Here is a 223-nt window from a genome sequence, read left to right as displayed (position 1 = left end):
ATGATTCATCGCCACCAGCGGGATCCCGGTCAGCGCCCGGTTAATCATCTGGTTAACCTCATCCGGCGCCCCGGCTTTACACAACAGCGGAAACCGGGTTTGCAACTGGTGCGCGGGAACGGAGGAACGGACAGAAAGATAAAAATCCGCCGCGTCACGCAAGCGGGTATCGTGGAGCGTCCCGGTCCATTGCTGTGCCGATTTTGTCAGCTCAATGGCGACC

The 223-nt window shown here is 58.7% G+C and carries 1 protein-coding gene; it reads right to left on the bottom strand.

Translation table 11 applies throughout. The features are described from left to right. A partial coding sequence (tssK, locus tag ABR397_RS24470; protein WP_350307942.1) for a type VI secretion system baseplate subunit TssK occupies positions 1-223 on the bottom strand: 223 nt, incomplete at both ends.

Origin of the sequence: Photorhabdus viridis, assembly GCF_040256935.1 — a bacterium.
GTDB classification, from domain to species: Bacteria; Pseudomonadota; Gammaproteobacteria; order Enterobacterales; family Enterobacteriaceae; genus Photorhabdus; species Photorhabdus viridis.
This window is presented reverse-complemented; position numbering and strand designations above follow the sequence as displayed.